This window comes from Methylobacterium sp. D54C (assembly GCF_053345595.1).
This window is the reverse complement of record NZ_JBKFAK010000022.1, coordinates 15,242-39,049: the sequence shown is the minus strand read 5'-3', so window position 1 is coordinate 39,049 and position 23,808 is coordinate 15,242. Positions and strand designations below refer to the sequence as shown.

The 23,808-nt window shown below is 72.7% G+C and carries 23 protein-coding genes; 13 read left to right on the top strand and 10 right to left on the bottom strand.

Going from position 1 to position 23,808, the window contains the following annotated elements; all coding sequences use genetic code 11:
• Window positions 1-25: 25 nt before the first annotated feature.
• The 11 genes from cheB to ACLBYB_RS26615 all read left to right on the top strand — a co-directional run bounded on the left by cheB (window position 26) and on the right by ACLBYB_RS26615 (window position 11,278).
• Window positions 26-1,081 (top strand): chemotaxis-specific protein-glutamate methyltransferase CheB, encoded by a 1,056-nt coding sequence (cheB, locus tag ACLBYB_RS26665; RefSeq protein WP_447683361.1) that lies wholly within the window; start codon window positions 26-28, stop codon window positions 1,079-1,081.
• A 19-nt stretch (window positions 1,082-1,100) separates the two neighbouring features.
• Window positions 1,101-1,700, top strand: a complete 600-nt coding sequence (locus ACLBYB_RS26660) for a HEAT repeat domain-containing protein (protein ID WP_447700591.1) — start codon at window positions 1,101-1,103, stop codon at window positions 1,698-1,700.
• A 12-nt stretch (window positions 1,701-1,712) separates the two neighbouring features.
• The gene (locus tag ACLBYB_RS26655; protein WP_447700590.1) at window positions 1,713-2,576 is read left to right on the top strand and encodes a CheR family methyltransferase; all 864 of its coding nucleotides are present in this window, start codon (window positions 1,713-1,715) and stop codon (window positions 2,574-2,576) included.
• Window position 2,577: 1 nt separating this feature from the next.
• Window positions 2,578-2,949: a response regulator transcription factor gene (locus ACLBYB_RS26650; RefSeq protein ID WP_091683012.1), complete on the top strand. Its 372-nt coding sequence runs from the start codon at window positions 2,578-2,580 to the stop codon at window positions 2,947-2,949.
• Window positions 2,946-5,528: a chemotaxis protein CheW gene (locus tag ACLBYB_RS26645; RefSeq protein WP_447700589.1), complete on the top strand. Its 2,583-nt coding sequence runs from the start codon at window positions 2,946-2,948 to the stop codon at window positions 5,526-5,528. Before ACLBYB_RS26650 ends, ACLBYB_RS26645 begins: the two co-directional genes overlap by 4 nt.
• Entirely contained in the window at window positions 5,528-5,797 is a 270-nt protein-coding gene (locus tag ACLBYB_RS26640) for a hypothetical protein (protein ID WP_447683365.1), read from the top strand. Before ACLBYB_RS26645 ends, ACLBYB_RS26640 begins: the two co-directional genes overlap by 1 nt.
• Window positions 5,794-6,591: a ParA family protein gene (locus ACLBYB_RS26635; protein ID WP_447700588.1), complete on the top strand. Its 798-nt coding sequence runs from the start codon at window positions 5,794-5,796 to the stop codon at window positions 6,589-6,591. The genes ACLBYB_RS26640 and ACLBYB_RS26635 overlap by 4 nt, the downstream gene beginning before the upstream one ends.
• A 51-nt stretch (window positions 6,592-6,642) precedes the next feature.
• Entirely contained in the window at window positions 6,643-7,011 is a 369-nt protein-coding gene (locus ACLBYB_RS26630; RefSeq protein WP_447700587.1) for a response regulator, read from the top strand.
• A 93-nt stretch (window positions 7,012-7,104) separates the two neighbouring features.
• A complete protein-coding gene (locus ACLBYB_RS26625) occupies window positions 7,105-8,352 on the top strand; it encodes a methyl-accepting chemotaxis protein (protein ID WP_447700586.1) in 1,248 nt (415 codons plus the stop codon).
• Between the two features lie 138 nt (window positions 8,353-8,490).
• Window positions 8,491-9,495, top strand: a complete 1,005-nt coding sequence (locus ACLBYB_RS26620; RefSeq protein ID WP_012320756.1) for a magnesium transporter CorA family protein — start codon at window positions 8,491-8,493, stop codon at window positions 9,493-9,495.
• Window positions 9,496-9,592: 97 nt separating this feature from the next.
• On the top strand, window positions 9,593-11,278 hold the full coding sequence (locus tag ACLBYB_RS26615) for a methyl-accepting chemotaxis protein (RefSeq protein ID WP_447700585.1): 1,686 nt from the start codon (window positions 9,593-9,595) through the stop codon (window positions 11,276-11,278).
• 15 nt (window positions 11,279-11,293) lie between these two features.
• Here the strand turns inward: ACLBYB_RS26615 and ACLBYB_RS26610 are convergent, their stop codons facing one another.
• The 5 genes from ACLBYB_RS26610 to ACLBYB_RS26590 form a co-directional block, all read right to left on the bottom strand.
• Entirely contained in the window at window positions 11,294-11,614 is a 321-nt protein-coding gene (locus ACLBYB_RS26610; RefSeq protein WP_447700584.1) for a DMT family transporter, read from the bottom strand.
• Window positions 11,615-11,742: 128 nt separating this feature from the next.
• Window positions 11,743-13,428: a B12-binding domain-containing radical SAM protein gene (locus tag ACLBYB_RS26605; protein ID WP_447700583.1), complete on the bottom strand. Its 1,686-nt coding sequence runs from the start codon at window positions 13,426-13,428 to the stop codon at window positions 11,743-11,745.
• Window positions 13,429-13,672: 244 nt separating this feature from the next.
• Entirely contained in the window at window positions 13,673-14,515 is an 843-nt protein-coding gene (locus ACLBYB_RS26600) for an SDR family NAD(P)-dependent oxidoreductase (RefSeq protein ID WP_447700582.1), read from the bottom strand.
• Complete coding sequence (locus tag ACLBYB_RS26595) at window positions 14,512-15,279, bottom strand: enoyl-CoA hydratase-related protein (protein WP_447700581.1); 768 nt, start codon at window positions 15,277-15,279, stop codon at window positions 14,512-14,514. The genes ACLBYB_RS26600 and ACLBYB_RS26595 overlap by 4 nt, the downstream gene beginning before the upstream one ends.
• Before the next feature lie 10 nt (window positions 15,280-15,289).
• Window positions 15,290-17,029: an acyl-CoA dehydrogenase gene (locus ACLBYB_RS26590; RefSeq protein ID WP_447700580.1), complete on the bottom strand. Its 1,740-nt coding sequence runs from the start codon at window positions 17,027-17,029 to the stop codon at window positions 15,290-15,292.
• A gap of 137 nt (window positions 17,030-17,166) precedes the next feature.
• Here ACLBYB_RS26590 and ACLBYB_RS26585 point away from each other — a divergent pair, with 137 nt between their 5' ends.
• On the top strand, window positions 17,167-18,165 hold the full coding sequence (locus ACLBYB_RS26585) for an L-threonylcarbamoyladenylate synthase (protein ID WP_447700579.1): 999 nt from the start codon (window positions 17,167-17,169) through the stop codon (window positions 18,163-18,165).
• A 133-nt stretch (window positions 18,166-18,298) separates the two neighbouring features.
• Here the strand turns inward: ACLBYB_RS26585 and wrbA are convergent, their stop codons facing one another.
• Window positions 18,299-18,901, bottom strand: coding sequence for an NAD(P)H:quinone oxidoreductase (gene wrbA / locus ACLBYB_RS26580; RefSeq protein ID WP_056526308.1), 603 nt, complete (start codon window positions 18,899-18,901; stop codon window positions 18,299-18,301).
• 135 nt (window positions 18,902-19,036) lie between these two features.
• Here wrbA and ACLBYB_RS26575 point away from each other — a divergent pair, with 135 nt between their 5' ends.
• Window positions 19,037-19,909, top strand: coding sequence for a LysR family transcriptional regulator (locus ACLBYB_RS26575; protein WP_447700578.1), 873 nt, complete (start codon window positions 19,037-19,039; stop codon window positions 19,907-19,909).
• Window positions 19,910-19,915: 6 nt separating this feature from the next.
• Here ACLBYB_RS26575 and greA read toward each other — a convergent pair whose 3' ends face one another.
• The 4 genes from greA to ACLBYB_RS26555 form a co-directional block, all read right to left on the bottom strand.
• Complete coding sequence (gene greA / locus ACLBYB_RS26570) at window positions 19,916-20,389, bottom strand: transcription elongation factor GreA (RefSeq protein WP_020096234.1); 474 nt, start codon at window positions 20,387-20,389, stop codon at window positions 19,916-19,918.
• 241 nt (window positions 20,390-20,630) lie between these two features.
• Entirely contained in the window at window positions 20,631-21,617 is a 987-nt protein-coding gene (acuI, locus tag ACLBYB_RS26565) for an acrylyl-CoA reductase (NADPH) (RefSeq protein WP_447700577.1), read from the bottom strand.
• A gap of 73 nt (window positions 21,618-21,690) precedes the next feature.
• Window positions 21,691-22,275 (bottom strand): hypothetical protein, encoded by a 585-nt coding sequence (locus ACLBYB_RS26560; RefSeq protein WP_447700576.1) that lies wholly within the window; start codon window positions 22,273-22,275, stop codon window positions 21,691-21,693.
• A gap of 212 nt (window positions 22,276-22,487) precedes the next feature.
• Entirely contained in the window at window positions 22,488-23,585 is a 1,098-nt protein-coding gene (locus ACLBYB_RS26555; protein WP_056526330.1) for a cell wall hydrolase, read from the bottom strand.
• Window positions 23,586-23,808 lie beyond the last annotated feature (223 nt).

The following is a 23,808-nucleotide window of genomic DNA, read 5'->3' as shown; positions in this document are numbered from 1 at the left end:
GGCCGCTCCTGCCACGCAACCCGCCATGCCCAAGCTCCTGATCGTCGACGACTCCGCCCTGATGCGCAAACACCTTCGCCTGATTTTCGAGGAGACAGGCCAGTTCGAGGTGCGCACGGCGCGCAACGGCCGCGACGCCCTGGACCAGATCGACAGCTTCGAGCCCGACGTGGTCACCCTCGACATCAACATGCCCGAGATGGACGGGCTCACCTGCCTCGGCGAGATCATGGCGGCGCGCCCGCGCCCGGTGGTCATGGTCTCGTCGCTGACCCGCGAGAGCGCCGCCGTGACCCTGGAGGCGATGCAGCTCGGCGCCGTCGATTACGTGGAGAAGCCCGGCGGCACCGTCTCCCTCAACATCGGCGAGGTCCGGGACGAGATGGTCGCCAAGGTCCGCGTCGCGGCCCGGGCCAAGCCCCGCCGCGCCCGCGGCCTCCTCGACCGGGTCCGGCGCGGGCGCGGCGAGATCGCGAAGCGCCGCCCGGCGCCCCGGGCCGCGGCCCGCGTCGAGGGCTGCGTCCTGATCGGCGTGTCGACCGGGGGACCGCGGACGCTGGAGGAGATCCTGCCGGAGCTTCCGGCCGACCTGCCCTGGCCGGTCGTGATCGCCCAGCACATGCCGGGCTCCTTCACGGGGGCCTTCGCCCAGCGCCTGGACCGCCTCTGCGCCCTGGAGGTGGTGGAGGTGACCGCCCCGGTCCCCCTCGCGGCGGGCCGCGTCTACATCGGCCGGGGCGACGCCGACGTGGTGATCGAGCGCCGGCTCGGCCGGCTCGCGGTCGCCACCGTCCCGAGCGACCCGGCCCTGCGCTGGCACCCCAGCGTCGACCGCCTCGTCCGCAGCGCCCGGGATCACCTGCTGCCCGAGGCCCTGATCGGCGTCGAACTCACCGGCATGGGCGACGACGGCGCCGCCGCCCTGGCGGCCCTGCGGGCTGCCGGCGGCCGCACCATCGCGGAGGCCGAGTCGAGCGCCGTCGTGTTCGGCATGCCGGCCGAGCTGATCCGCCTCGGCGGCGCGACCCTGACGCTGCCCGCCCGCTCCATCCCGGCGCAGCTCGTCGGCTGGCTCTCCTGAGATCGACACCGAGACTGCCATGGCCCTGGTCCGCAAGCACCCCGCCCTCCCCGCGCCGGCGGAAGCCCCGGAGGATCCCCGGATCGCCCTGGAGGGCCCGACGGCCGCCGGGCGCCGCGACGCGGCCCATCGCCTGGCCGCCGATCCCGACGCCGCCGGCCTGCTGGCCGACCGCCTCGCCCGCGAGGCGGACCGGAGCGTCGGCGAGGCGATCCTCGGCGCCCTCGGTCGCATCGGCACCCCGGCGGCGGCCGAGCGCCTGTTCGGCCTGCTGGGCTCGGAGGACGTCTGGCTGCGCAACGCCGCGATCGAGACGCTGCAGGAGATGGACGCGGCGGTGCTCGGCGCCCTTGAGCGGGCCCTCACCGATCCCGACAGCGACCGCCGGATCTTCGCGGTGAACGTGCTGGTCTCCCTGCGCCACCCGGCGGCCGCGACCTACGCCCGCCGGGTCCTGGCCGAGGACGGGCACGTCAACGTCTGCGCCGCCGCCCTCGACGTGCTCGCCGAGATCGGCACGCCCGAGATGGTGCCGGAGATCGAGGCCGCCGCCGCCCGCTTCCCCGACGCGCCGTTCCTGCGCTTCGCGGCCAGGGCCGCCTGCCGCCGCATCACCTGACCGGCGGCCGGCATGACCGCACCGTTCCCGCCGCCGACGCCCGTCGTCACCGATGCCGACTTCGTCCGCTTCCGCGACTTCTTCTACCGCAAGACCGGCATCATGTTCGCCGACAACAAGCGCTACTTCGTCGACAAGCGCCTGCAGGAGCGGATGCTCGCGAGCGCGCTGCCGGTCTTCCGCGACTACTTCAACACCCTGCGATTCCAGGCCAGCGGCCAGGAGTTCCAGACGCTCGTCAACCTGATGACCGTCAACGAGACCTACTTCTACCGCGAGGAGTACCAGTTCCGCTGCCTCGTCCGGTCGATCCTCCCGGAGGTCACCCGGCGCAAGCGGCCGGGCGAGCCGGTGCGGATCTGGTCGGTGCCCTGCTCGACCGGCGAGGAGCCCTACTCGATCGCCTTCCAGCTCCTCGACACGTGGCCGGAGGTCGACCGGTACGACATCGAGATCGTCGCCTCGGACATCGACACCGCCGTGCTCGACCAAGCCAAGCGCGGCCTCTACGGCGACCGCGCGGTCCAGCACGTCCCCCGGGCGACCCTGGAGCGCTACACCCGGCGGGTGCAGGGCGCCCACGAGGTGATCCCGGACATCCGCGACTCGATCGCCTTCGCACAGGTCAACCTCTCGGACCCGCTCTCGACCCGGCAGTTCCGCGGCTTCGACGTCGTGTTCTGCCGCAACCTGCTGATCTACTTCGACGACGCGTCCCGCCGCGGCGCCGCCCAGACGCTCTACGAGGCGCTCGATCCCGGCGGCTTCGTCTGCCTCGGCCATTCCGAGTCGATGAGCCGGATCTCCGCGCTGTTCGACCTCCGGAAGTTCGCGGAGGCGATCGTCTACCAGAAGCCCCTGAGCGCGGAGGCCTGACATGGCCAGGATCCTCGTCGTCGACGACGCCACCACGGTGCGCCTGTACTACCGCGACGTGCTGGAAGAGGCCGGCTTCGCGGTCGAGGAGGCCGTGAACGGCTACGAGGGCCTGGAGAAGGCCGTCGCCGAGGGCTTCGACCTCGTCCTCGTCGACGTGAACATGCCCAAGATGGACGGCTACGCCTTCCTGCGGCAGGGCCGGACCATGCCGGAGCTCCAGGCGGTGCCGGCCGTGATGATCTCCACGGAGAGCGCCGGCGCCGACCGCGCGCGGGCCTTCGCGGCGGGCGCCAACCTCTACCTCGTCAAGCCGGTGCGCCCGGACGCCCTCGTCGCGGTCGCCACCGTGATGGCCGGAGCCGCACCGTGACCAACGCCCTGCTCGCCCAGTTCATCCCCGAGGCCCGCGAGCTCCTGGAGCGCGCGGGGAGCGGCATGCTGGCCCTGGAGAAGTCGCCGGGCGCCGAATCCCTCGACGACGTCTTCCGGGCGGTGCACACCCTCAAGGGCACGTCCGGCCTGTTCGAGATCGCGCCGCTGACCCATCTGGTCCACGCGGCCGAGGACCTTCTGGTCGAGGTCCGGGCCGGCACGCTCGTCCTGGAACCCGCCATCGTGGACGGGCTCCTCGACAGCCTCGATCTGGTCGGCCACTGGATCGACGTCTTGGAGAGCCGCGCGGTCCTGCCGGACGACGCCGACGCCGTGATGGCGGGCCGGGTGACGGCCCTGCGGGCGTGGCTCCCCGCGGCGATCGAAGCCACCGTCGCGCGGGCCGATTACGGGCCGCCGGACTGGCTCGCCGACCTCCCCGAGGCGGACCGGCAGGCCGCCTGGAGGCGCGCCGCGGCAGCGGGCGCCCCCCTGACCGCGTGGCACTACGAGCCCGACGAGACCTGCTTCTTCCGCGGCGACGACCCGGCCCATCTTGTGGCGCAGGCCCCGGGCCTCGTCGCGCTGCGGGTACGGCCGCGCGCCGCAACCCCGTCGCCGGAGACCTGCGACCCGGTGCTGAGCTGGCTCCGCTTCGAGGTTCTGTGCGTCGCCGACGCCGAGGCGGTCGCCGACCATCTGCGCTACGTCGCCGATCAGGTCCGGGTCGGCGCGATCCGGCCGGACGACCTGATCGTCCTGACCGGGACGGAGGATGAGGCCGAGGTGTTCGGCGACTTCGCCGCGCGGGCCGGGACGCTCCTCGCCGAGGACGCCCGGGCGGACCTCGCCGCCGCCGCCGACGCCCTGCTGGGGATCGTCGGTGCCGGGACCCGGCAGGCCTGCGCCCTGCGCTGGATCGCGGCGCTGGCCGCCACGGCGGAGACCGAGACGCTCCGCCGCCTCGCCGCCGACCTCGGCGGCCCGCGGCCGGCCTCGGGTTCGCCGCCGACCGATCGGCCGCCCGCAGAGGCGGCCGCCCCGGACCTCGCCCTGCGCCAGCAGGCAGAGGCGATCCTCGCCGCGCAGGCCGAGATGCTGGCCGTGCCGACGGACCCGGCCGTCGCGGAGGGCCGGTTCGAGTCCGTGCGCACGGTGGTGCGGCGCTGCCTGCCGCATCTGGTGCCCGGCCGGGCCGCCGCCCTGGAAGCAGCCCTGGGCCGAGCGCGCGCGGGCGCCACCGAGACCCTCGGCGCCGTCCTCCGCGGCGTGGCGAGCGGCGCGGCCGCCGCACCGCCGATGCCGACACCCTCCGGAGAGCCCGCGCCGCGGCCCACCGCGGCCCCGCCGCCGGCGACCGAGCCGCGCGATGCCCCGGAGGGATCCGGCCCTGACGCCAAGGGTCCGGCGCGCATGCTGCGGGTCGAGCAGGGCAAGGTCGACGCCCTGATGAACTTCGCGGCCGAGCTGACGGTCGCCAAGAACGGGCTCGCCTATCTCGCCGGACGCGTCGAGCAGGTCAGCGGCTCGCGCCAGCTCGGTCGGGAGATCAAGGAGCAGTACGCGGTCATCGACCGGATCGCCCAGAGCTTGCAGGTCGGCGTCATGGCGATCCGCATGATGCCGGTGAGCCAGGTTTTCCAGCGCTTCCCCCGGCTCGTCCGCGACATCACGCGCAAGCTCGGCAAGGAGGTCGAGCTGGTGATCCTGGGCGAGGAGACCGAGGCCGACAAGAACGTGCTGGAGAGCCTCGCCGACCCGCTGATCCACATGGTCCGCAACGCCCTCGATCACGGGATCGAGACCCCCGCGATCCGGATCGCCGCCGGGAAGCCGGCGCGCGGCACCCTGCGGCTCGCGGCGCGGCAGGAGAACGACAACGTCATCATCGAGGTGGCCGATGACGGCCGCGGCATCGACCCGGAGGCGGTCCGCGAGAAGGCGCTGCGCAGCGGCCTGATCGGCCCGGATCAGGCCGCCCAGATGACCGCGGAGGATCTCGTCAACCTCGTCTTCGCGCCCGGCTTCTCGACGCGGGATCAGGTCTCGGACCTCTCGGGGCGGGGCGTCGGGATGGACGTCGTGCGCAGCGCGGTGCGCAGGGCGGGCGGCGACGTCTGGCTCGCGAGCAAGCCGGGCGCGGGCACCTGCGTGACCGTGCAGCTGCCCCTGACCATGGCGGTGACCCGCATCGTCACCGTGGTGGCGCGGGGCCAGCAATACGGGGTCGCCATGGACGCGGTGGCCGAGACCGTGAAGGTTCCGCGGGACCAGATCCACCGGATCAAGCAGCGCGAGACCTTCGTCCTGCGGGACGCGATGATCCCCCTGATCCGGCTCGCCGACAGCCTGGGCCTCCCGGCGGCCTCGGACGCGCCGCCGGAGGAGGAGGCCGTCATGGTCGCCCGTGTCGGACGCGAGCGGGTCGGCATCGTGGTCGACGGCTTCCGCGAGCGCATGGAGGTCATCGTGCGGCCCCTCGACGGTCTCCTCGCCGGCCTCGCGGGCTTCTCCGGGACGGCGCTCCTCGGCGACGGAAGGGTTCTCCTCGTCCTCAACCTGTCGGATCTGCTCTGATGGCCCTCGAACACAGGGGCGCCCGCATCCGGCTCTCGGGCCACTGCCCGGTCGAGGATGCCGAGCCGCTGCTCGATATCCTGCGCGCCACCCCGGAGGCCGTCGTCGACCTCACCGGCGCGGCGTGGCTCCACACGGCGGTGCTCCAGGTGCTGATGGTCGCGGCACCCGCCCTCCGCGGCCGGCCGGCCGGAGCCGTGCCGGCGGCCTGCCTGGCCGCGCTGCCCGAGGCCGCCGCGGAAGGCGCCGCGGAGGCCGAGCGCGGATGACCGAGCCGGGGACCGGGCGCATCCTCGCCGTGGCGAACCGCAAGGGCGGCACCGCCAAGACCACGACGGCCGTGAATCTGGCCGCGGCGCTCGCGGAGCGCGGCCGGCGGGTGCTGCTCGTCGACCTCGACAGCCAGGGCCATGCCGGCCTCGGCTTCGGCGTGCGGGCGAGGCCCGGCGAGCCGACGGTGCACGACCTGTTCCGCGGCACCGGGGTGACGGATCTCGGGCGCGCCGTGCGGCGCACCGCCGTGCCGAACGTGGACGTGCTGCCGGCCGATCGCGGCTTCTCGGGCCCCGACGGCGCCGTCGCGCCCCTCGGTCTCGCGGCGGCGCTGAAGCCCCTGGCGACGGATTACGCGGTGATCCTGATCGACACCGCACCGACGGCCGACGCCCTGCTGATCAGCGCCCTGGCGAGCGCGCACCACGTCCTGGTTCCGACGCAGCTCAGCCACCTCGCGGTGGACGGCGTCGGGCAGTTCGCGCGCGCGTTCTTCCGGGTGGCGACGAGCCTCAATCCCGGTCTGCGCGGCCTCTCGATCGTGCCGGTGCAGGTGGATCTCCGGATCACGATGCAGCGGGAGGCCCTCGAGCAGCTCGCGAGCCGGTTCGGCCGGGAGCGCCTCCTGGCTGGGATCCGCACGGACATCGCTCTGGCGGAGGCCTTCGGATGCGGACGGCCGGTTCGGTACGTGAATCCCCGTGCGCGGGCGGTGCAGGACTTCGAGCTGTTATGCGACCACGTCATGGAAAAATGCATTGCCGGGCAGATTGGAACGATTAAAACTTAGCCGTTCGCACAGACATGGAGTTCAGAGCGAGAAATGAATACGATATTACTGGTGGACGACTCACCGACCATTCTTTCGAGCATGTCAGGAATACTTCGCAGTTCGGGATATGAAACCGAACAGGCCGCCGATGCCGAGACGGCACTCGCGAAGGTCAAGGCAGGCCTGAGGCCGGCCCTCGTGATCACGGACTTCCACATGCCCGGCATGGACGGCGTCCAGTTGATCCAGGAGTTGCGGAAGCTCGCGCCGACCCGCTTCACGCCGATGCTCGTTCTCACGACGGAATCGCAGCAGGAGAAGCGCGACGGCGCGCGCCAGGCGGGGGCGACCGGCTGGCTGGTGAAGCCGGTCCAGGCCGACAAGCTGCTGCAGGTCCTGACACAGGTCGCCCCCGCGATTCAGCGCCGCGCCGCCTGATCCGGGCGACCCCTCTCCGCTGAAGCCCGCTCCGCGGGCCTCGGCCTCGCCCGGCCCCGCGCCACCGCTTCCGACCGAATGACCGTTCCCGCGATGCAGATTGCTGCCCGTCCCTCCGCGAAGACCGAGCTGCGGACGCTCCTGCTCAGTGCCGCGGCCGGCGGCGCGGTCGGGGCCGTGCCGCTGATCCTGGGGATCGCGCAGCCGGCGCAGCTCCTCTTCGCGGCCGCCGCCGCGCTCTGCGGGGGCCTCGTGACCCGCGGGCTGCAACCGTCCTGCCGCGCGGTCGAGCCGGATGCCCCGCCGATGGCGGTCACGCTTCGGGCCGAACCGGCGGCCGCCCCGGCGCACGGAGCGGCCTGCGCCGAGGCCGTGGCCCGGGATCTCGGCGACCTCGACCCCTATTTCGCCGTGACGGGCGAGCAGCTGCGCAGCATCGTCGCGCAGACCGAGGCGGCCGCCGCCGCGATCCTCGCCTCGCTGCAGAGGCTCGACGCCGCCCAGGCGCGCAGCGCCGCCTGCATCGGCGGCGCGCACGACCGCATCGTCGGCTTCGCCGAGCAGAGCGACGCCGCGCTGCAATCCCTGGCGGCGGCCCTCGGCGCCTATCTCGACCGGCGCCTGAACGAGACCCGCGAGGAACGCGGCACCGTCGAAGTGGCCGTCGGGCAGATGCGCGGGCTCGATGCCCTGATCCTCAGCCTCGAGAAGGTCGGGGCGGCGACCCGGATGCTGGCGCTCAACGCCAACATCGAGGCGGCCCGCGCCGGGGCCCACGGAGCCGGCTTCCGGGTCATCGCCCGGGAGCTCCAGGATCTCGCGCAGACCTCCCAGACCGCGATGGCCGAGGCGCGCGTGCAGGTGGCGGACGCGCAGCAGACGATCAGCCGGGTGCTGATCGCCGATCGCGGGGACGACGCGACCCGCACCGAGCAGGAGCGCCTCCGCGCGCTGATGGCCGAACTCGGCGGGATCGCCGAGACGACCACCCGGGTCCTCCTCGGGATGGCGCGGACGGACCTCGCCGAGGTCAAGGCGCAGAATGCGGCGGTGGGCGACGAGGTGCTGTCGGTCTTCGGCCAAGTTCAGTTCCAGGACGTCGTCCGCCAGCAGATCGAGGCGGTCGACGCCGCCAACGCGGCGCTGCAGCTCTGCCTCGACGGCCTGCGCCGGCGGCTGATCGGCACCGGGCCGGGGCGGGCGATCGCGCCGGCGGCGATCCTCGAGACCGCGCGGGCGCGCTACGTCACCCAGATCCAGCGCCGCGTCGACGCCCAGGCCCTCGACCACGTCGTCGACCAAGCCCTCGACCCGGTAGCGCCCGACATCGAGCTGTTCTGACGGGGCGGGCCGCGATGTCACGGAAGCGTCAGAAAACAGCGCCACATCCGCGGCACAGCTTGCATCGACCGTCGCGGTGCCGGATGCGGGCTGCGGCCCCGCGCTGTCCCGTGACCGATCCGCATCCGAGACCCGTACGTGATCTTCATCCACCAGCCCGCCGTCGGCGCCGGAGCCACGCTGCTTGAGCGCCGCGTCATCGATCTCCAGGACACGATCCCCGAGGACACGGTCTGGCTCGATCTGATCCGCCCGAGCCGCGAGGAGGAACTGAAGGTCGAGTCGTTCGCGGGCATCGAGGTGCCGACCCGCGAAGAGATGAAGGACATCGAGCCCTCGGAGCTGCTCTACGTCGAGGACGGCGCCCGCTACATGACCGGCCGGGTGCTCTCGAAGGTCAGCGACGCCGAGGAGCCGGGGCTGGCCGGCATCACTTTCATCCTGCGCGGCAACCGTCTGGTGACGGTGCGCCACGAGGAGCCGCAGGCCTTCCGCATGTACACGCAGCGCGCCGGGCGCTCGATGGGCAACGGCGGCGCCTCGACCCCCTCGGGCGAATCGATCCTGGCCGGGCTGATCGAGGCGGTGATCGACCGCGCCGCCGACGTGCTGCAGCTCCAGGGCGAGCGCATCGACCGCCTGTCGGGCAAGATCTTCGAAGTGCAGGAGGACCCCTCCGCCCGCAACACCGCGCTGCAGGACACGCTGCGGGCGCTGGGCCGGCACGGCGATCTCATCTCCAAGCAGCGGGAGAGCCTCGTCTCCATGGAGCGGATCCTGCTCTCGCTGTCGGCGACCTACCGGACCAACAAGGCCCCGCGCGACCTGCGCGAGGACGTGCGCTCGACCCTACGGGATCTTCAATCCCTCGAGGAGCACGCCACCTTCCTGTCGACGAAGATCCAGTTCCTGCTCGACGCGACCTTGGGGCTCGTCAACCTGGAGCAGAACAACATCATCAAGCTGTTCTCGGTCATGGCGGTCGTCTTCATGCCGCCGACCCTGATCGCGTCGATCTACGGCATGAATTTTAAGTCCATACCGGAACTAGATTTCGCCTTCGGATACCCGATGGCGCTGATCATGATGGTCGTGGCGGCGGTATTTCCCTACTTCTTCTTCCGGTGGAAGAAGTGGCTCTGACAACAAACGCCGGTATAGAGCCGACAGAATCTTAAGACCTCTACGGGAGCATGGCGGGGCCTGAAGGCGCGGCGCGGCCGCGTAGACGGAACCTCCCATGCGCTTCTCCCTCAAGACGATCCTCGCCGGTGCCATCGGCCTGCTCGCCCTCGCCGCCGTGGGCCAGGGGATCGCCAGCGTCGTGAGCCTGTCGGAGATCGAGCGGAACGCCGCGGCGATCTCGCAGCAGGCCCTGCCCGCGCAGAACCAGGCCGAGGCCATCGGGACGGCCGTGCGGGACGCGCGCCTGCGGCTCTACCGGCTCGCGGTGGCCTCGCCCGACGCGGCGGCCCTGGACAGGAACCAGACAGCGCTGACCGACGCCCTCGGCGAGTTGTCCGGCCTCCGGCAAGCCTATCAGGACCGCCTGACGAGCCCGCAGGCCCGGGCGATCTACGAGCGCTTCACCAACGCGTGGAACGCCTACCAGAACATCCAGCTGCAGGTGGTCGAGCTGATGATCGCGGGCGACCAGCCGGGCGCCCTCGCACTCGTGCTGGATCCCGCGACGGGGGCGCAGAACGACGCCGCGGTGGCCAGCCTGACCGAGTCGATCGCGGCGGCGCGGGGCCAGACCGAGGCCAACGTCACCCAGACCGTGCAGGCGGCGACGCGGGCCAAGCTGATCGCGCTGATCGCCACCGTGGTCGGCCTCGCGGTCGCGGCGGCCGCGATGCTGTTCGCCCTGTTCGGGATCGCGCGCCCCATCGAGCGCATGACCGGCGCGATGGGCCGCCTCGCCGAGGGCGACGAGACCGTGCCGGTCCCGCATACGGGGCGCCGCGACGAGATCGGCGCGATGGCGGCGGCCGTGCAGGTCTTCAAGGACAACCTGATCCACACCCGTGCCCTGGAGCAGGAGACCGCCCTGGCGCGGGACGGCGCCGAGGCGCAGCGCCGGCGCGCGGTCCACGCCATGGCCGAGTCCTTCGAGGCCGCGGTCGGCGGCGTGCTGGCCCGAGTGGCGGACGCCGCCCTCGGCATGCGGGCCGACGCCGAGGCGATGAGCGGCACGGCCACGCACACCGCGGAGCGCTCGGCCACGGTGGCGGGCGCCGCCCAGGAGGCCGCCCAGCATGTCGGCACGGTCGCGGCGGCCGCGGAGGAACTCGGCGCCTCGGTGCAGGAGATCGGCCGCCAGGTCGACGGGTCCGCCGAACTCGCCCGGAGCGCGGTGGTCCAGGCCGGCGACACGGCCGGCCTCGTGCAGGAACTGAGCACCGCCGCGGGCCGGATCGGCGACGTCGTGCGCCTCATCACCGACATCGCCGGCCAGACGAACCTGCTGGCGCTGAACGCCACGATCGAGGCGGCCCGCGCCGGCGATGCGGGGCGCGGCTTCGCGGTGGTCGCCAGCGAGGTGAAGCAGCTCGCCGCCCAGACCGCCCGGGCCACCGAAGAGATCGCCGGTCAGGTCGGCCGTATCCAGGGCGCGACCGGGCAGACCGTGGACGCGATCGACGGGATCACGGCGCGCATCCGCGAGATCGACGGGGTGGCGACCTCGATCGCAGCCGCCGTCGAGCAGCAGGGCGCGGCGACCCGGGAGATCGCCCGGAACGTGGCCGAGGCGGCGTCCGGGACCGGCGCGGTCACCGGGACGATCGACGCGGTGGCGCGGGCGGCCGACGACACGGGTACGGCCGCCACGCGGATGCTGGCCTCCGCGTCGAGCCTCTCGGAGGAGGCCGCCGAGCTGCGCCGGGAGATCGACGCCTTCCTGCACACCGTGCGCGCGGCCTGAGGCTCGGCCTCAGGCTCAGCCGGGGCTCGACAGCTTCATCAGGACGAGCCCGGAGCCGATCAGGCCGGCCGCGAGGATCCGGCTGGCACTCGCCTGCTCCCCGAGCACGGCGATGCCGACCAGGAAGGCGCCGACCGCGCCGATTCCGGTCCAGATCGTGTAGGCGGTGCCCAGGGGCAGCGTGCGCATGGCCAGCGCCAGGAAGCCGACGCTGCCGGCCATCGCCAACGCCATGATGGCGGTCGGCCAGAGGCGCGTGAAGCCCTCCGACTGCTTCATCGCGAAGGCCCAGACGACCTCCAGCACGCCCGCGGTGACGAGATAGATCCAGGACACGGCGGCCCTCCCGAAAGGGCCGGGCCGTCCCGGACTTGTGCCCCGCGCGGCGGGGGGAGGACGTGGCCTCGCGGCGGGTCAGCTAGCGATGATCGGCCGAGCCCGCAAGCGCGGCGGCCGCGGATCCCTCAGGCCACCGCGGCGAGGTGCTTGACCTCGGCCTTGGCTACCACCTTGCCGACCGGCGGCGCCTTGCAGGTCTCCGCCTCGGGCGCCAGGACCGGCGGCTGCACCCAGCGGCCGGCATCGAGGTCGGCGATCCGGCCGTTGATCTCGCGGATGACGTAGCGCGAGAACGGGTAGACGTGGAGGTAGATCACCATGTTGGTGACCACGGCCTCCAGGGCGGCCGGGTTGCGGCGGGCGGTCTCCAGGAACACGCTCCAGAAGTGCTTGGCGAGCTCCGGACGCCGCACGGTCATCCGCCAGCACACCCGCAGCAGCGAGTAGAGATCGTGGGCGATGTGGCCCCAGTTGAGCTTCTGGGCGGCGAATTTCGGCCGCTTCACCCGCCGGGCGACCACCCGGACCCGGTCGAAGAAGTTCGGCGGGTCGTAGATCTCCTGGAGGACGTCGCGGTAGTCGGCCAGCACGTCGCGCTGCGGCCGCAGGGTCACGAAGTTGATGCCCTGCGTGCACTGGTCGCCCTGGTCGGCGGTGGTCGCCGCGTAGTTCTCGTAGAGGCGGCCCTCCTTGCGCAGGCGGCGCGAGAGCTGCGTGTTCGGCAGCGCGAAGAGCAGGCCGACCATGGCGATCGGGATGCCGGTCTGGCTGATGCACAGCGACATCGCCTTGCTGATGCTGTCCTTCTCGGTGTCGAAGCCGACGATGAAGCCGGCCGTGACGAACATGCCGTGCTCGTAGAGCTTGTGCACGCTGTCGGCGATGGACCGCTTGGTGTTCTGCTTCTTCTGCGTCTGGATCAGCGTCGCCTCGTCGGGCGTCTCGATCCCGGTGAACAGGGCGAAGAAGTTCGCGTCCCGCATCATCCCGAGCAGCTCGTCGTCGTCCGCGAGGTTGAGCGAGGCCTCGGTGGAGAACTTGAACGGGTAGCCGTGCGCCTCCTGCCACTGGATCAGGTGCGGCAGGAACAGCTTGATCGCCTTCTTGTTGCCGATCAGGTTGTCGTCGACGAAGTCGACATGGCCGCGGTAGCCGAGGCCGTAGAGCCGGTCGAGCTCGGCCAGCATCTGCGGAGTGGTCTTGGTCCGCGGGGCGCGGCCGTAGAGCTCGATGATGTCGCAGAACTCGCAGGTGAACGGGCAGCCGCGCGAGAACTGGACGCCGATGTAGAGGTAGTGGCTGAAGGTCAGCAGGTCGAAGCGCGGGATCGGGCTCTTGGTGACGTCGGCCTTGAACTTCTCGGCCGTGAGCCGGCCGCGGCGCTCGCCGGCCTCCCAGGCGGCCACGAACGTGTCGAGGATGCCCTCGGCCTCGCCCAGCACCAGGAAGTCGGCCTTGTCGTAGACCTCCGGCGTCGAGGTCGGGGCCGGGCCGCCGACGCAGACCGGGGTTCCGAGCGCCACGCAGCGGTCGATGACCACGAGGCAGTCCGGCTCCTGGGGCAGCATGCCGCCGGTCATCACGAGGTCGGCCGCCTGGATCTGCGCGTCCGTCAGCTCCTCGCAGTTGCGGTTGATGAGCGTCACCTGCCAGGCCGGCGGCAGCATCGCGGCCAGCGTGATGAGGCCCAGCGGCGGCGCGGGCGCGCGGGCGCCCTGCAGCTCCATGGCCTCTTTGAAGTTCCACATCGAGTTTTCGTAGAACTTCGGGAACACCATCAGCACGCGCGGGGCCGTGTTCGCTTCCGACATGCCAGTTTCCCTCGTTCACACGCACGGTCCCGGCCCGACCGGAGATCGGGGCGGGCACAGGATCGCTCTGCTGACCTGCGGGCGAATTAAGGCCGTTTTTCGCTCCCGCAGCAATCGGAGCCGCCGATCCCGACAGGACGCGCGTCCGGGCCGCGCGAATCAACCCCGCCGACGGGTCCCGGGGCGGATCCGGCCCGTTTGCCGCGGGGCTGCGCCATTCGGGCGACAGGTCCCGCCAAAACTGTCACGGCCCGACGCGGAACCGCTCCGGCCGCGTCCCGTCGGCGTCGGTGAAGCCGTACACGCGCGCGAGGTCGCCGGCATGCAGCACGGCGCCCGCCCGGGCGGCGATGCCGGGGTCGGCGGCGAGCGCCGCGAGCGCCCGGCCGGCGTAGAGCGGGCTCTCGGTGGCGTGCTGCTCCTGGCCGAGGTCGCGCGCCCGCTCGGTGGCGACGGAGCCCGGCGAGAGCCCGAGGGCGGTGACGCCGTGGGGCGCGAGTTCCCGGGCGAAGGCCAGGGTCAGCCGGTTGGTCGCGGCCTTGGCGGAATCGTAGAACACGTCGCCGAGGTAATCCTCGGTCCCGAAGGAGACGAGCGCCAGCAGCCCGGCCCGCGCCGCCACCATGGCGGGGGCGACCGCCCGGGCGAGCAGCAGGGCCGGCAGCGGCCCGGCTTCGAGGAGGCCGATGTACGGCTCCGCCGAGCGGCGCCAGAACGGCGTGCCCCAGCCGGCACCGTCCGGGTAACGCTCGCCGTCGTAGCCCTCGTTGCCGCTCCACACGCTGCAGGCCGCGACGTCGATCCGCCCGAACCGGCGCAGAGCCCAGTGGACCAGCGCGTCGGTGGCGCGCTCGGAGTGGTGATCGCAGAGGTAGTGGTGACCGCGGCCGCCGGCGGCGTCGACCGCGCGGGCCGTGTCCTCGATCGCCTCGGCGCGCATCTCGGTGCGCGGGCCGGTCTCGCTGGAGCGAGCCGTGACGATCACCGTGGCCCCCGCCTCGCCCAGCGCCCGGGCGAGACCCCGGCCGACGCCCCGCGACGCGCCCGCGACGAGGCAGATCTTCTGGGAGAGGTCGGGCGGGCTCACGCCGAGGCGGCGGGCTTCGACCGCGACAGGAAGGCGGCGAGCCGCTCCTGGGATTCGGGCGAGCGCAGCTGCGCGTCGAAGGCTTTCGCCTCAGCCTCCAGGGCCGCCTCGACCTGCGCCTGGTCGCCCCGGATCAGCGCCCGGGACGCCGTCAGCGCCCCGCGCGGCAGGGCGGCGAGGCGCGCGGCCTGCGCGATGGCCTGCTCGACCAGCATGTCGGCGGGCAGCACCGCGTTGACGAGGCCCAGGGCCTGCGCCTCGTCGGCCTCCAGCGGCCGGGACAGGAGCAGCAGCTCGGTCGCCCGGAGCCGACCGACCCGCAGGGGCAGCAGGTAGCTCGACGCCGCCTCCGGCACGAGGCCGAGCTCGACGAAGGGCATGCGCAGGCGCGCCGCCGGGCTCGCGTAGACGAGGTCGCAGTGCAGGCAGAGCGTCGCGCCGATGCCGACCGCGATCCCGTCGACCGCCGCCACCATCGGGGTGCGGGTCCGGGCGAGTTGGCGGATGAAGGCCAGCGCCGGCGAGGAACTGAATCCATCACCGGCATGTCCCATGAAGTCGGCGAGATCGTTGCCGGCGCTGAACATGCCGGGCTGCCCGGCGAAGACCACGGCGCCGACCGCGTCCGACGCGTCGGCCTCCACCAGGCCCGCGCGCATCGCGTCGTACATGGCGCCCGTGAGGGCGTTCTTCTTCTCCGGACGGTTCAGGGTGATCAGGCGGACGCCGCCCGCGAGGTCGGCGATCGTGACGGGTTCGGCCATGATCCGCTCCTCAAACCGCCAGCGCCAGGGCGGCGTCGTCCGTGAAGGCGCCGCCCTCGACCACCGCCTGCTCCAGGCCGGAGGCGGCTACCAGGAGGTTCTCGGCGTAGAACCGGGCGAGCGCGATGCGGGCCGCGTGCGCCGGGTCCGTCTCGCCGGCCTTCCGGGCGGCGCTCGCGGCGAGCGCGCCCCGGGCGAGGCAGGCGGCGCCCAGCGTCAGGCCGAACAGGCGCAGGTACGGCGTCGCGCCGGCGAGCGCCGCCTCGGGGCGGTTCGAGCTCAGCGCGGCGAGCTGGTGGCTCGTCGCCCGGTCGAGGCTGACGATCCCGTCGCGCAGCCGCGCCGCCATGTGGCCGAAGGCGGTGTCGCCGGCCTTGAGCAGCCCCTCCGCGGCCCGGCGCATCCAGGCGATCTGCGACCGCGCGGTGCCCCCGCCGTTCAGCGGCAGCTTGCGGGCGGTGAGGTCGATGGCCTGGATGCCGTTGGTCCCCTCGTAGATGCCGAGGATGCGGGCGTCGCGCATGAGCTGCGCCGCCCCGGTCTCCTCCACGAAGCCCATGCCGCCGTGGACCTGCACGCCGAGCGAGGTCACCTCGTTGGCGAGGTCCGTCGCGAACGCCTTCGCGACCGGGGTCAGCAGCGAGGCGCGGTCCAGGGCCGCCTGCCCCTCCGGCCCCTTCGACGCGTCGAGGGCCGCGGCGGTGAGGTAGCAGATGGCGCGGGCGGCAGCCGTCGAGGCCTTCATGGTGAGCAGCATGCGCTGCACGTCCGGATGGGCAGCGATCGGGCTGGTCGCCTCGGCGGCGCCCACCGCCTTGCCCTGGCGGCGCTCCTGCGCGTAGGCGAGCGCCCGCTGGGTCGCGGCCTCGGCGATTCCGACGCCCTGCAGGCCGACATTGAGCCGTGCCGCGTTCATCATCGTGAACATGCAGGCCAGACCCTTGTTCTCCTGGCCGATCAGCCAACCGGTAGCGCCGCCGCCGTCGCCGAACGCCATCGAACAGGTCGGCGAGGCGTGGATGCCGAGCTTGTGCTCGATGCCGGAGCAGCGCAGGTCGTTGCGGGTGCCGTCCGGCAGCACCTTCGGCACCAGGAACAGGGAGATGCCGCGCGTGCCGGCGGGCGCGTCGGGCAGCCGGGCCAGGACGAGGTGGACGATGTTGTCGGCGAGGTCGTGCTCGCCGTAGGTGATGTAGATCTTGTTGCCGGTGATCCGGTAGGTGCCGTCGCCCGCCGGCACGGCCCGGGTGCGCAGCAGGGCGAGGTCGGAGCCCGCCTGCGGCTCGGTCAGGTTCATGGTGGCGGGCCACGCGCCCGAGACCAGCTTCTCGAGGTAGCGCGCCTTCAAGTCGTCCGAGCCGTGGGCCGCGAGCGCCTCGATGCCGCCCTGGGTCAGGAGCGGGCAGAGGCCGAAGGCGAGGTTGGCGCCGTTCCACATCTCGGTGCAGGCGGCCTCGATCAGCTTCGGCAGGCCCTGGCCGCCGTGGTCGGCCTCGGCCGAGAGTCCGTTCCAGCCGCCCTCCGTGAAGGTGCGGTAGGCCTCGCGCCAGCCCGGCGGCGTGGTGACCCGCCCGTCCGCGAACGGGGTGCCGTGCCGGTCGCCGACCCGGTTGAGCGGCGCGATCACGCCGGCGGCGATCCGCCCGGCCTCGGTCAGGATCGCCTCGGCGTCGTCGGGATCGACCGCGTCGAGCCCGGCCACGTGCCGCAGCGTGAAGAGCATCTCGGGGACCGGGGCGCGGTAACTCATACGATCCTCCCGTGTGGCGGCCCGCCCGCGCGTTCGATCCGGGGCGGGTTTGACCGCGCCCGCGCACCGGCGCTAGGGCGGGGCGAGGATAGGCGCGCGGGGCTCGCGTCGCCATGACCTCGGAGACGGCTTCCCGCATGAATGATCCCGGGTCAACGGTCCCGGCCGCGACCCGGCGGCTCACCGCCGACGCGGCCGGCCTCGCGGAGGCCGCCGCGCTCCTTCGGGCCGGCCGCCTCGTCGCCTTCCCGACCGAGACCGTCTACGGGCTCGGGGCGGACGCAACCGATCCCGCGGCGGTGACGGGCATCTTCGCCGCCAAGGCGCGGCCGCGCTTCAACCCGCTGATCTCGCACCTGCCCGACGCGGCGGCGGCCCTGGCGGAGGGCGTCTTCGACGCGCCGGCGCGCCGCCTCGCGGAGGCCTTCTGGCCCGGCCCCCTCACCCTGGTCGTCCCGGCGCACGCGGGCACGCGGGTCTGCGACCTCGCCCGCGCCGGCCTGCCGAGCCTCGCCCTGCGGGTTCCGGCGCACCCGCTCGCGCGGGATCTCCTGGCGGAGGTCGGGCGGCCGGTCGCGGCGCCCTCGGCCAACCGGTCCGGGCGGGTGAGCCCGACCCGGGCCGCCCACGTCCTCGACGATCTCGCCGGCCGGATCGCCGCGGTGCTCGACGGCGGCGACACGCCGGTCGGCGTCGAGTCGACGGTGGTGGCCTGCCTGGGCGGCACGCCGCGGCTGCTGCGGCCCGGCGGCGTCGCCCGGGCGGCGCTCCGGGCAGTGCTCGGCCTCGACCCGGCGGCGCCCGAGGCGGCGGATGCCGACCGGCCGGCGGGCCCGGGCATGCTCGCCTCGCACTACGCACCGCGGGCGCGGGTCCGGCTCGACGCGGTGCGGATCGCACCCGGCGAGGCGGTCCTGCTGTTCGGCTCGCATCTCCCGGCGGATCACGAACTCGCGCGGGCCAGCGTCAACCTGAGCCCGGCGGGCGATCCCGCCGAGGCCGCTTCCCGGCTGTTCGGCGCCCTGCGCGACCTCGACGCCTCGGGGGCGGAGACCATCGCGGTCGCGCCGATCCCCGAGGACGGGCTCGGCGAGGCGATCCGAGATCGCCTCGCCCGGGCGGCCGCGCCCCGCTGACGGCGGAGAATTTTTCGCCGGCCGCGGAACAGAGTTCGGCCTGATCCGTTTACTGATCACGAAGGCCTTCTCAGCCCCCAATGGCCTTTTTCCTTTAAGGCTCGGAGCAATCCGAGCCTTTTTTCTTGGCTTCTCAGTCTCGGGCCAGCTTGGCGGCAATGCCCGCCACGTGGCGGCCCTGGAACCGCGCGCCCTCCAGCTCGACGGCGCTCGGCTGGCGGGAGCCGTCGCCGTCCGCGATCGTGCTGGCGCCGTAGGGCGTGTTGCCCTTCACCGCCTCGACGCCCGCCTGCCCCTGGAAGCTGTAGGGGAGGCCGACCACCACCATGCCGTGGTGGAACAGCACCGTGTGGAAGCTCGTCAGCGTCGTCTCCTGGCCGCCGTGCTGGGAGGCCGTGGAGGTGAAGACCGAGCCGACCTTGCCGACCAGGGCGCCCTTCATCCAGAGCCCTCCGGTCTGATCGATGAACTGCTTCATCTGCGAGGCCATGTTGCCGTAGCGGGTCGGCGTGCCGAAGATGATCGCGTCGTAGTCGGCGAGCTCAGCGACGGTCGCGACCGGCGCAGCCTGATCGAGCTTGAAGTGGCTCTGCCGGGCGACCTCCTCCGGGACCAGCTCGGGCACGCGCTTCACGACGACCTCGGACCCCGTCTCGCGGGCGCCCTCGGCGACGGCGTAGGCCATCTGCTCCACGTGACCGTAGGTCGAGTAGTACAGCACCAGAACCTTCGCCATGGGATGGTCTCTCCTGCGTGTCGGACGGCCGACCGAATCGTCGGCCGGCGGATGGCCCCTGCATCGCGCATTTGCCGCCTTGCAAGAATGCGCCGACATGCAAGATTGATCTTGCACAGATGCAAGGTTCGGGGCGTGGCGCTCGATTGGGACGAATTCCGGTTCGTGAAGGCGGTGGCCGATCGGGGCGGCCTGACCGCGGCGGCGGCCGAACTGGGCATCAATCACTCTACGGCGTTCCGGCGCCTCGCCGCCCTGGAGGCGCGGCTCGGCGCGCGCCTGTTCGAGCGGCTGCGCACGGGCTACGTGCCGACCGCCGCCGGGCAGGCGATGATCGAGGCGGCCGGACGCATCGAGCTGGACGTGGCACGGTTCTCCCGCGCGGTGGCGGGACAGGGCGAGACACCCTCCGGCGAGTTGCGGGTGACCGCGCCGGCCGGCTTCGCCGCCGAGCTGCTGATGCCGATGCTGGCGAGCTTCGCGGAGCGTTATCCTGAGATCCGGATCGAACTCATCCTCGCCGAGGCGACCCTCAACCTGTCGCGCCGGGACGCCGACGTGGCGATCCGGATCAGCCGGGAGCCGAGCGAGACCCTGGTCGGGCGCCGCCTCGCCCTCACCGCCTGGGCGGTCTACGGCCGCGCCGACCGCGCTTACGGCGACCTGGCCCGCGAGACGTGGATCAGTCCGAGCCCGCTGGTGGCGGGGGGCTCGCTCACGCGGTTCGTGGAGGCGCGGGTGCCGTCCGACCGCGTCCGCCTGCGGATCAACGCGGTGCTGGGCCTGGAGGCGGCGGTCGAGGCCGGTCTCGGCATCGGCCCGCTCCCCTGCTTCACGGCCGACGTCAACCCGGCGCTGCGCCGCCTGTCCGGACCGCACCCGGAACTCGGGGCAGACCTGTGGATCCTGACGCATCCGGACCTGCGCCACGCGGCGCGGGTCCGGGCCTTCATGGAGCACGTCGCCGAGGCGCTGCTGCCCCTGCGGGCGCGCTTCGAGGGCCGATGACCCGCCTCAGCGGATCTCGACGACCTCGACCTCGTGGCCGTTCACCTCGACCACGTCGCCGATCGTCTTGCCCGTGATGGCGCGGGCGAGCGGTGCCACGTACGAGATCGAGCCCTTGTGCGGGTCGGCCTCGTCCTCGCCGACGATCCGGAAGGTCTGCCGGGTCTCCTTGCCGGACTCGTCCTCGCGGACCACCGTGACGGTGGAGCCGAACTGCACGGTGTCGCCGCCCCTGGGCTCCACGAGCTGCGCGGTGTTCTTCCGGGCCGCCCAGTAGCGCAGGTCGCGCCCGATGCGGGAATCCTCCGCCTTGTCGGCGGGGTCCAGCGAGGCGACCTCCTTCTCGAGACGCGCGACTTCGGCCTCGATCTGCGCGAGCCCCTCCGGCGTGACGAAGTTCGTGTGCGGCGAGATCGGCCGATCCGGCAGATTCTCGAACGCTTCCCCACCCTCGGGCTCTTTGACGAATGCGACGCTCATGAAGACGCCAACACGCGAGGTACGGCAAAGGTTCCCGCGCGGCGATGGCTCGGCGGTCTCGCCGTGGCGCCGCGCCTGCCACGGCCGGGCGGCCCGATCCTCATCCACGAGGAGCACCCCGTCGCGAACATGCTCGCGCCGCGGAAGGAGAGGCCGCGGCCTGGCCCGGCACTCCCATGTCCGTATCGCCCCCCGTTCCTCCAGGGCGAGGAGGCGGAACGCCGCCTGACGGGCGCCGGAGCTATCCGACCTCCACCACGGTCCGGCCCCGAACCTTGCCGGCCAGGATCTCGTCGCCGAGCCGGCCGACCTCTTCCAGGCGGACCTTGCTGGTCATGGCGGCGAGCTTGGCCAGATCGAGCTCGCGGGCGAGGCGGGCCCAGGCCTCGCGCCGCTTCTTCTGCGGGGTGGTGACGCTGTTGATGCCGAGCAGCGAGACGCCGCGGAGGATGAACGGCGCCACCGAGGTCGGCAGGTCCATGCCCTGCGCCAGCCCGCAGGCCGCGACGGCGCCGTCGGCCCGGGTCATGGCGAGGACGTTGGCGAGGGTCGTGGAGCCCACGGCGTCGACGCCGGCGGCCCAGCGCTCCTTGCCCAGCGGCTTGCCGGGCTTCGACAGTTCGGCCCGGTCGAGGATCTCGGCGGCGCCGAGCCCCTTCAGGTAATCGGCCTCGCCGTCCCGGCCCGTGGAGGCGATCACGTGCCAGCCCGCCCGGGCGAGGAGCGCCACCGCGACGGAGCCGACGCCGCCCGAGGCGCCGGTGACGATGACCGGGCCGTGCTCGGGCTTCACGCCGTGGGCGTCCAGCGCCATGCAGCACAGCATCGCCGTGTAGCCGGCGGTGCCCACCGCCATGGCCTGCTCGGCCGTGAGGCCCTGGGGCAGCGGAACCAGCCAGTCGCCCCGGACCCGGGCGCGCTGCGCGTAGGCGCCGAGATGCGTCTCGCCGACGCCCCAGCCGGTCAGCACGACCGCGTCGCCCGGCCTGTACTCCGGATGGTCCGAGGTCTCGACGATCCCCGAGAAGTCGATGCCGGGGATCATCGGGAAGCGGCGCACCACCGGCGACTTGCCGGTGAGCGCGAGGCCGTCCTTGTAGTTCAGGGTCGAGTGCGTCACCCGCACGGTGACGTCGCCGTCCATCAGGTCGGCGTCGTCGAAATCCCGGAAGGCGAGGCTCTGGCCGGCCTCGTTCTTCTCGACCACCCAGGCCTTGAACGTCCCCATCGTCACCTCCCGTGCTGCGCGGTGAGGTGTGGCCGGGACGCCCGGAATCAAGGCGACGGCGGTCGTGACCGGCTCAGTATCCGTCGTACCGGCTGCCCGTGTAGAAGCCGAGACCGACGCCGATATCCGAGGAACTCGCCCCGGTGATACCGAGGGCGTCCGGGATCGAGCCGACGAGCGGGCCGCCGTAGGCCGCGGGCCGGTAGCCGTAACCGCCGCCGATCGGCGCCCAGCCGGCCCGGGCGGGCGCGACGAGGACGCGGCGGCTGACGCTGGCATATTCCGGCGGGATCGTCTCGGGGATCGTCTGCGCCGGGCGGATCAGCACGGTCCGGGTGCGGACGGCGAAGCGCGGCGGCGTGGTCACCCAGCAGCCGATCAGCTCGCCGCCGGAGCCGCGGCTGGTCTGCCAGTAGCGGCCGCCGGGCGAGACCATCACGCGCTCCGACACCGTGTCGTAGACCGGCGGCGTGGTCCGGTAGACCGTGCGGGGCGGGCGCACCAGCACGTTCTCCTGCACGGTGTCGTAGACCGGCGGCGTGACGACGCGGCGATAGCATTCGGAGCCGTAGCAGCCGCCGGCCTGGGCGGGTGCGGCGAGGAGCGCGCCACCGAGGGCGGCGGCGAGGAAAGCGGTGCGAGCGACCGGCGCGGTCATGGAAGTCCTCTGATACGCATTACTACGAAACGCGGCGCGGACGCGGCGCTCGTCTCGACGTACCAGAGGCCAGACTCGTTGCCCGGCGCGCAAGCATTATCGGGAACGAAGGTAAAATTAACCCTTGGTTTCGACTGCTTAGGCGTCGCCTATCTAGGTAGGATTGTTCGGATCTTCGACAGTCTCTCTTATGAGACCGGATCCGGCCCGGGTCAGGTCTGGCCGGCCCGGAGCTGGTAGAAGATGTGCCGGCCGATCACGTCCATCTTGCGCAGGCGGCGGGCCCAGCCCGGACGCACGTAGTCGGCGTGGTAGTGGGTCGCGGCCCCGACCTCCGCGAGGTAGGTCCGGCCCTCGATCACCGAGCGGGCGATGCGGGTGGCGCTCTCCCAGGCGCCGGCATCGGTGATGCGCAGCGACTTGCCCTCGCAGGCGAAGGAGAACTGGCAGCCCATGTAGTGGTGCCGGTTCTGGTAGACGACGCCGCAGACGCTCGCCGGGTAGAGGCCGCTCTTCACCCGGTTGAGCACCACCTGGGCGACAGCGGCCTGGCCGGCCTCGGGCTCGCTCCGAGCCTCGAAATAGACCGCCTCGGAGAGGCAGCGCTGCTCCTTGTCGAGGGCGTTCGGATCGATCAGGTCGGCGTAGCGCCGGCGCGCGTCCTCGGGCACCGGCTGGGCGCTGTCGGGCCGCTCGGTGCGGATCGCGAAATCGGGGAGCGCGAGGCTCGCCGCGGCGATCTCGACGGGGATGGCGTCGGCGGGCGCCGGCGTCGTGGAGGACAGCGCGATGGCCCGCGGCACCGGCGGGGTCGAACCGTCGAAGCGCTCGGGGCCGCCATCCTCGGTGAGGTCGGCCGTCCCCGCGCCCGTGGAGGCGGCGGTGCCGCTGCCGGTGGTGAGGCCGAGATCCGGCACGGGGACGAAGGCGGCCTCCGGCTCGGATTCCGGGTCCCAGATCGCGGAGCCCTGCGTCAGCACGCCGGTGACGCTGCCGGTGACGTCGCCGAACACCAGGGCGCCGCCCGCCTCGCGCAGGTTCGCGGCCCGGCGCGCGAAGCTCTCGGCCGGCGGCCGGGCAGGGTCGCCCTTGCCGGCCCGCTGCACGACCGGGAAGACGTGCGCGCCGGTCTTGAAGGTCGCCTGGGGCGGCTCGTCGCCGAGGCGGCGGAGGGCCGATCCGATCAGCAAGGTGCCGGGCGGCAGCGGTGGGACCGTGTCGGCGTCGATCACCCCGAGCCGGCTCGCGCCGATGGCGTTCTCCGTGCCGGCATCGGCGGTGAACGACACCAGCAGGCCCAGACCGACCATCCAGGGCGTCAGGGCCGCCGAGAGCCAGCGCAGGCTCGATTCCCGTCCTCGTCTCGTGCCCACGACGCCAGACCCGCACTCACGCACCCGAACCGGCCCGATCCTCCCCGTTTCCAGGGTGTTTCTGCGGCCGCGCCGAATTTATCGCGCGGTATGGTTGAGCTGCCGTTAAGGCCGGACGGTCGCGCGCGTCTCGATACGGTTTCGGGGTTGCAGTCGACAC

Excerpts from the sequence above, each read along its gene's own strand:
- ACLBYB_RS26655 (WP_447700590.1), top strand. The coding sequence starts at position 1,713 with ATGACCGCACCGTTCCCGCCGCCGACGCCCGTCGTCACCGATGCCGAC.
- ACLBYB_RS26635 (WP_447700588.1), top strand. The coding sequence starts at position 5,794 with ATGACCGAGCCGGGGACCGGGCGCATCCTCGCCGTGGCGAACCGCAAG.
- ACLBYB_RS26660 (WP_447700591.1), top strand. The coding sequence starts at position 1,101 with ATGGCCCTGGTCCGCAAGCACCCCGCCCTCCCCGCGCCGGCGGAAGCC.
- greA (WP_020096234.1), bottom strand. The coding sequence starts at position 20,389 with ATGAGCGTCGCATTCGTCAAAGAGCCCGAGGGTGGGGAAGCGTTCGAG.
- ACLBYB_RS26590 (WP_447700580.1), bottom strand. The coding sequence starts at position 17,029 with ATGAGTTACCGCGCCCCGGTCCCCGAGATGCTCTTCACGCTGCGGCAC.
- acuI (WP_447700577.1), bottom strand. The coding sequence starts at position 21,617 with ATGGGGACGTTCAAGGCCTGGGTGGTCGAGAAGAACGAGGCCGGCCAG.
- ACLBYB_RS26640 (WP_447683365.1), top strand. The coding sequence starts at position 5,528 with ATGGCCCTCGAACACAGGGGCGCCCGCATCCGGCTCTCGGGCCACTGC.
- ACLBYB_RS26650 (WP_091683012.1), top strand. The coding sequence starts at position 2,578 with ATGGCCAGGATCCTCGTCGTCGACGACGCCACCACGGTGCGCCTGTAC.
- ACLBYB_RS26615 (WP_447700585.1), top strand. The coding sequence starts at position 9,593 with ATGCGCTTCTCCCTCAAGACGATCCTCGCCGGTGCCATCGGCCTGCTC.
- cheB (WP_447683361.1), top strand. The coding sequence starts at position 26 with ATGCCCAAGCTCCTGATCGTCGACGACTCCGCCCTGATGCGCAAACAC.
- ACLBYB_RS26625 (WP_447700586.1), top strand. The coding sequence starts at position 7,105 with ATGCAGATTGCTGCCCGTCCCTCCGCGAAGACCGAGCTGCGGACGCTC.
- ACLBYB_RS26560 (WP_447700576.1), bottom strand. The coding sequence starts at position 22,275 with ATGACCGCGCCGGTCGCTCGCACCGCTTTCCTCGCCGCCGCCCTCGGT.
- ACLBYB_RS26555 (WP_056526330.1), bottom strand. The coding sequence starts at position 23,585 with ATGGTCGGTCTGGGCCTGCTGGTGTCGTTCACCGCCGATGCCGGCACG.
- ACLBYB_RS26595 (WP_447700581.1), bottom strand. The coding sequence starts at position 15,279 with ATGGCCGAACCCGTCACGATCGCCGACCTCGCGGGCGGCGTCCGCCTG.
- wrbA (WP_056526308.1), bottom strand. The coding sequence starts at position 18,901 with ATGGCGAAGGTTCTGGTGCTGTACTACTCGACCTACGGTCACGTGGAG.
- ACLBYB_RS26585 (WP_447700579.1), top strand. The coding sequence starts at position 17,167 with ATGAATGATCCCGGGTCAACGGTCCCGGCCGCGACCCGGCGGCTCACC.
- ACLBYB_RS26605 (WP_447700583.1), bottom strand. The coding sequence starts at position 13,428 with ATGTCGGAAGCGAACACGGCCCCGCGCGTGCTGATGGTGTTCCCGAAG.